General features: G+C 67.9%; 3 protein-coding genes and 1 pseudogene. 2 read left to right on the forward strand and 2 right to left on the reverse strand.

Annotated features, from left to right (window positions below):
• Positions 1–1,120 precede the first annotated feature (1,120 nt).
• Complete coding sequence (locus EES42_RS36280) at positions 1,121–1,645, forward strand: RICIN domain-containing protein (RefSeq protein WP_124722459.1); 525 nt, start codon at positions 1,121–1,123, stop codon at positions 1,643–1,645.
• Between the two features lie 539 nt (positions 1,646–2,184).
• Positions 2,185–3,366: a PP2C family protein-serine/threonine phosphatase gene (locus EES42_RS36285; RefSeq protein ID WP_206433782.1), complete on the forward strand. Its 1,182-nt coding sequence runs from the start codon at positions 2,185–2,187 to the stop codon at positions 3,364–3,366.
• 29 nt (positions 3,367–3,395) lie between these two features.
• Here the strand turns inward: EES42_RS36285 and EES42_RS36290 are convergent, their stop codons facing one another.
• The gene (locus tag EES42_RS36290; RefSeq protein ID WP_124722461.1) at positions 3,396–3,575 is read right to left on the reverse strand and encodes a hypothetical protein; all 180 of its coding nucleotides are present in this window, start codon (positions 3,573–3,575) and stop codon (positions 3,396–3,398) included.
• 8 nt (positions 3,576–3,583) lie between these two features.
• Positions 3,584–3,901, reverse strand: a pseudogene (locus tag EES42_RS36295) (transposase); the annotation flags it as partial.
• Between the last annotated feature and the right edge of the window lie 39 nt (positions 3,902–3,940).

Genomic DNA, 3,940 nt, shown 5'->3' on the forward strand with positions numbered 1-3,940 from the left:
GGGTGCCTCTGTGTTTGTCAAGCTGGTTGGTGTGGTGGCGTAGGCTCGGCTATGGCGGGTCCGGGAAGTGACTTGTCCGAAGAGCCGGCCGACGGGGTTGGGCCGGCCGCGCTGGATTCTGTAGCCGCCCCCAGTTGTCCTCCCGGGCCCGTCAACAGCGCGCGGCGGCGCTCATCAACGACCATCGTGCGCCAGACGTGATCGGCCAGGCGGCGTTTGAGGCAGCGTTGCGCTTCCCGGGATGTCTTGCCTTCAGCGAGTTTGGCCTGGTAGTAGGCGTGGCCCCGCGTGCCGGGCATGCGGATCTGCGTGATGGCCACGGTGGAACACCGACACCACACCGCTAAACTCACGCTCGCCGCGTGATCAATAACCGCGTGCCCACCTTCACCAGCCCGGGGCGACTCGCGTTTGAGGCACAGGGGGCGTACGGCGGTTTCGCTGCGTCAGGTGCCCGCCGCGCGTGCCGTGGTGACGGCCCGTTCCTGGCCGAAGGGGGCTCTCCAGGGAAGTAGTCGGCGTTCGCCGGTCTTCCGGATCACTGGTCTGACCTGCGCGTTTGTGCGATCCGGGCTCGTCGTCCGATGCGACCAGAGGCGCGACCAGGAGCGCGACTAGAGACGCGACCAGAGGTGCGTCCAGGAGCGCGACCAGAGGCGCGACCCCGACCCTGGCGAGCGGGACGCCCTGTGCGCCTCGGGATTTGGCGGCCGGCCAGTCCTCTTACGCGTCGGCGGGGCCGCGCGGTCGCTCGTTGTGGTGACGCGTCTGCTGGTCTCGCGATGCGGGGTAGGGCCGCGCGCGGCTGTTTCGAACTGCGGGGCGAGTCCACACCGCCATGTGCGGGTTCGCCAGCGGGCCTGCACAGGCCGGAACGGCCCGCCGGGGCGCGAAGCCGCCCACCCTCCCCGTCACGACGGTCGACGGCCCTGCTCTGCCGGAGGCGTCACCGTGAGCTGCTTTTCGCTCCCACGGGTGGGTGATCATCTTCGCTCTAACGGAGGCTGTCTGGAGCTATCCGCTACCGGCGGCCGAACCGGGGCATCCAGGATGCGTGGGCACCGACTGCTGGTCTCGTGACGGTGCTCTCGCTTCCCCATCAACGATTGGGATTGTGCTCATGGCTTCGCTCCTCTCTCCTCGCTGTCTCGGCTCCGTCACTGGCGCGGCGCTGCTGCTCGCCCTCGGCGCGGGTGTGCCGTCCTCCGCGGCGGCTCCCGCGTTCCGGGCTGCCCATGAGGTGTGCCTGGACGTGGGCAACACCCGCAACAACGGTGACCAGGTACGCCTCTGGAAGTGTGCCGGCCACAAGAACCAGCGGTTCGTGATCACCAATGGACAGATCAAGGTTGAAGACACGATCGGCGACGCCAAGGAGATGTGCCTGGACGCCGGCAACACCCGCAACAACGGCGACAGGACCAAGATCTGGGAGTGTGGCGGCACCAACACAAACCAGAAGTGGATCGTCCGCAACGCGCAGATCGTGCTCGCCGACACGATGGGCAAGAGCCGGGAGATGTGCCTGGACGCCGGCAACACCCGCAACAACGGTGACCAGGTACGCATCTGGCGGTGCGTCAACCACACCAACCAGAAGTGGGTCATCCAGCAGGGCTACATCAAGGTCGCGGACACGATCTGACCGGATCCTCAGCCGCCTCGGCCCTGGCATCCCTTCCCAGGACCGAGGCCCGGTGGGCAGTCCGGCGCTCCTTGGCTCCGCCAGATTCCATCCCGGAGCGGAAGGCGACCCGGCGTCGTGGAGGCACACCGCCGTGCCGGGCGTGCTCTCTCCAGCGCTGTACGGACCACCGTTGCGCACGGGCCGTCGAAGAGGTCGGCGAGTCGGGCATCGCCCTGCGGCCTCACCGCGATGCGGAGTTCGGCCGACTCGATCGCGGGCTCACGCAGGAGCACCACAAGCTCCAGGAGCGGCTCGAAGGTGCCCGCTCCGACCTCCGATTCGCAGGGAAACGCATCGCCGCTGCGGCTTTTAGGGCGTCTTGTTGCGTTTCGGGGTGTTGATCGCGCCTGGACGAGGCCGGGGCGGTCTTTACTGTGACTGGTCACAGATTGACGCTCCCCGTGGCGGCTCTCAAGCTGATATGAGGGGCGCTGGTAGGGAGCGTGGTCGTGAGTGCTGAGCACAGCGAACTTGCCCGGTTGCTGGAAGCTGCGGAGATGGCGGCGCCGGTGGAGGCCGTCGATGTGGTCGCGGAGGACCTGCGGCGGCGTTTCAAAGCTACGAAGGTCTCTTTCCTCATCGTGGACCTGACAGGAAAGGCGGTGGCGCGGCTGCCCGTCGCCGGCACCCTGGGGCGGGAAGCGGAGCGGTTCCCCCTGCTCGGCAGCGTCTACGAGCAGGTGATCCGTACCCAGCGGCTGTATCAGAAGGCGACCGGTCAGGAACAGCGGGTGATCGCGCCGGTCACCAACCGAGGGGATGCCATCGGGCTGCTGGAATTGCTCCTGCCGGCCGACCCCGGCGAGGACTTCCTCAATGCGATCGGGGAAGCCGCCCACATCCTGGCCTACATCGTGATCGCCAACGGGCGGTTCACTGATCTCTACGCCTGGGGCAAACGCCCCAGACCTTCCACCTTGGCCGCAGAAATCCAGTACCAGCTGCTGCCCATGTCACTGTCGTGCGAGGCAGCACAGTTCACACTGTGCGGGAGCCTGGAGCCCTCCGAAGACCTCAGCGGCGACACCTTCGACTACGCCCTGAACCGCGACACCCTGCACCTGTCGGTGACCGACCCCATGGGCCACAACACCGACGCCGCCCTGGCCGCTACGGTCCTGGTGAGCGCCCTGCGCAGCGCCCGCCGCGCAGGAGCCGACCTGGCCGAGCAAGCCCACCGGGCCGACCAGGCCCTGGCCGACCACGCCCACGGCCACGCCACCGGGCAGCTACTGCGCATCAACCTCCACACCGGCCAGGCCCAGCTCGTCAACGCCGGCCACCCCTGGCCCCTGCGCATGCGCCAGGGGGCTCCGGAGGTGATCACCTGCGAGGTAGACCATCCCTTCGGTCTGTCCCTGCCTGACCCCCACCCCTACCGCGTCCAGGACATTGATCTGCGCCCCGGCGACCGTCTGCTCATGCTGACCGACGGCATGCTCGAACGTCATGGGGAGAATGTCGACCTGCTCGCCCTGGTGGAGCGCACCCGGGACCTGCATCCGCGGGAGACCGCACTGACGCTGACGTCCGCGGTCTTGGACGCCGCAGGCGGCCGGCTCGAAGACGATGCCACCGTGATGTGCCTGGACTGGCACGGCCCCCAGGAGACCCAGCGGCAAGATGCCGGCTCCGGCGCGGACACTCAGCAAGCCTCAGCAGGCCGCACGAAGTCATAGCCGTGACCAGGGCGCTCTCCTGGACGGTTTCAGGCGGCCGGCGAGTACCTCTTGCTCTGGACGACGACGTCGCCCGCAGCCTCCGGGAGCGTTCCGCCGGCCTGGACGTGGTTCTGGACGAGGCGGTAGCAGCGCTGCCACCCGGTGTCCCATACCGGGCACCAGCCCGGATCGATCGCGTCCAGCTCGTCCCGTCGCGCCTCGGTCATCGCCCCGGGACCACGCGGGTCACGTCGAGCAAGCCGCACTCGTCGATGCGGTCGAGCACCGCCTCGTGCAGCCGGCCCCAGACACCGGCCCTGGACCAGATGACGAAGCGCCGGTGTGCAGTCGACTTCGAGACCCCGAAACACGGAGGCAGAGCCCGCCAGGCACACCCGCTCACCAGCACGTAGACGATAGCCGCGAACAGCGTCTCATCAGGCGTGTCCTGCGTCCCGCCGCCCTGCGGACGCACCCTCGACGGTGGGATCAACGGCTTCGCGATCTCCCACAGCCCGTCCGGAACAATCCAACTCCACGTATCCCGCCCCATGAACAGCTCAACGAGTGATCACCACATAGAACACGGTAT

Origin of the sequence: Streptomyces sp. ADI95-17, assembly GCF_003846175.1 — a bacterium.
In the GTDB taxonomy this organism is placed as follows: domain Bacteria; phylum Actinomycetota; class Actinomycetes; order Streptomycetales; family Streptomycetaceae; genus Streptomyces; species Streptomyces sanglieri.

Coding starts and splice junctions, on each gene's coding strand:
- EES42_RS36285 (WP_206433782.1), top strand. CDS start 2,185: ATGGCGGCGCCGGTGGAGGCCGTCGATGTGGTCGCGGAGGACCTGCGG.
- EES42_RS36290 (WP_124722461.1), bottom strand. CDS start 3,575: ATGACCGAGGCGCGACGGGACGAGCTGGACGCGATCGATCCGGGCTGG.
- EES42_RS36280 (WP_124722459.1), top strand. CDS start 1,121: ATGGCTTCGCTCCTCTCTCCTCGCTGTCTCGGCTCCGTCACTGGCGCG.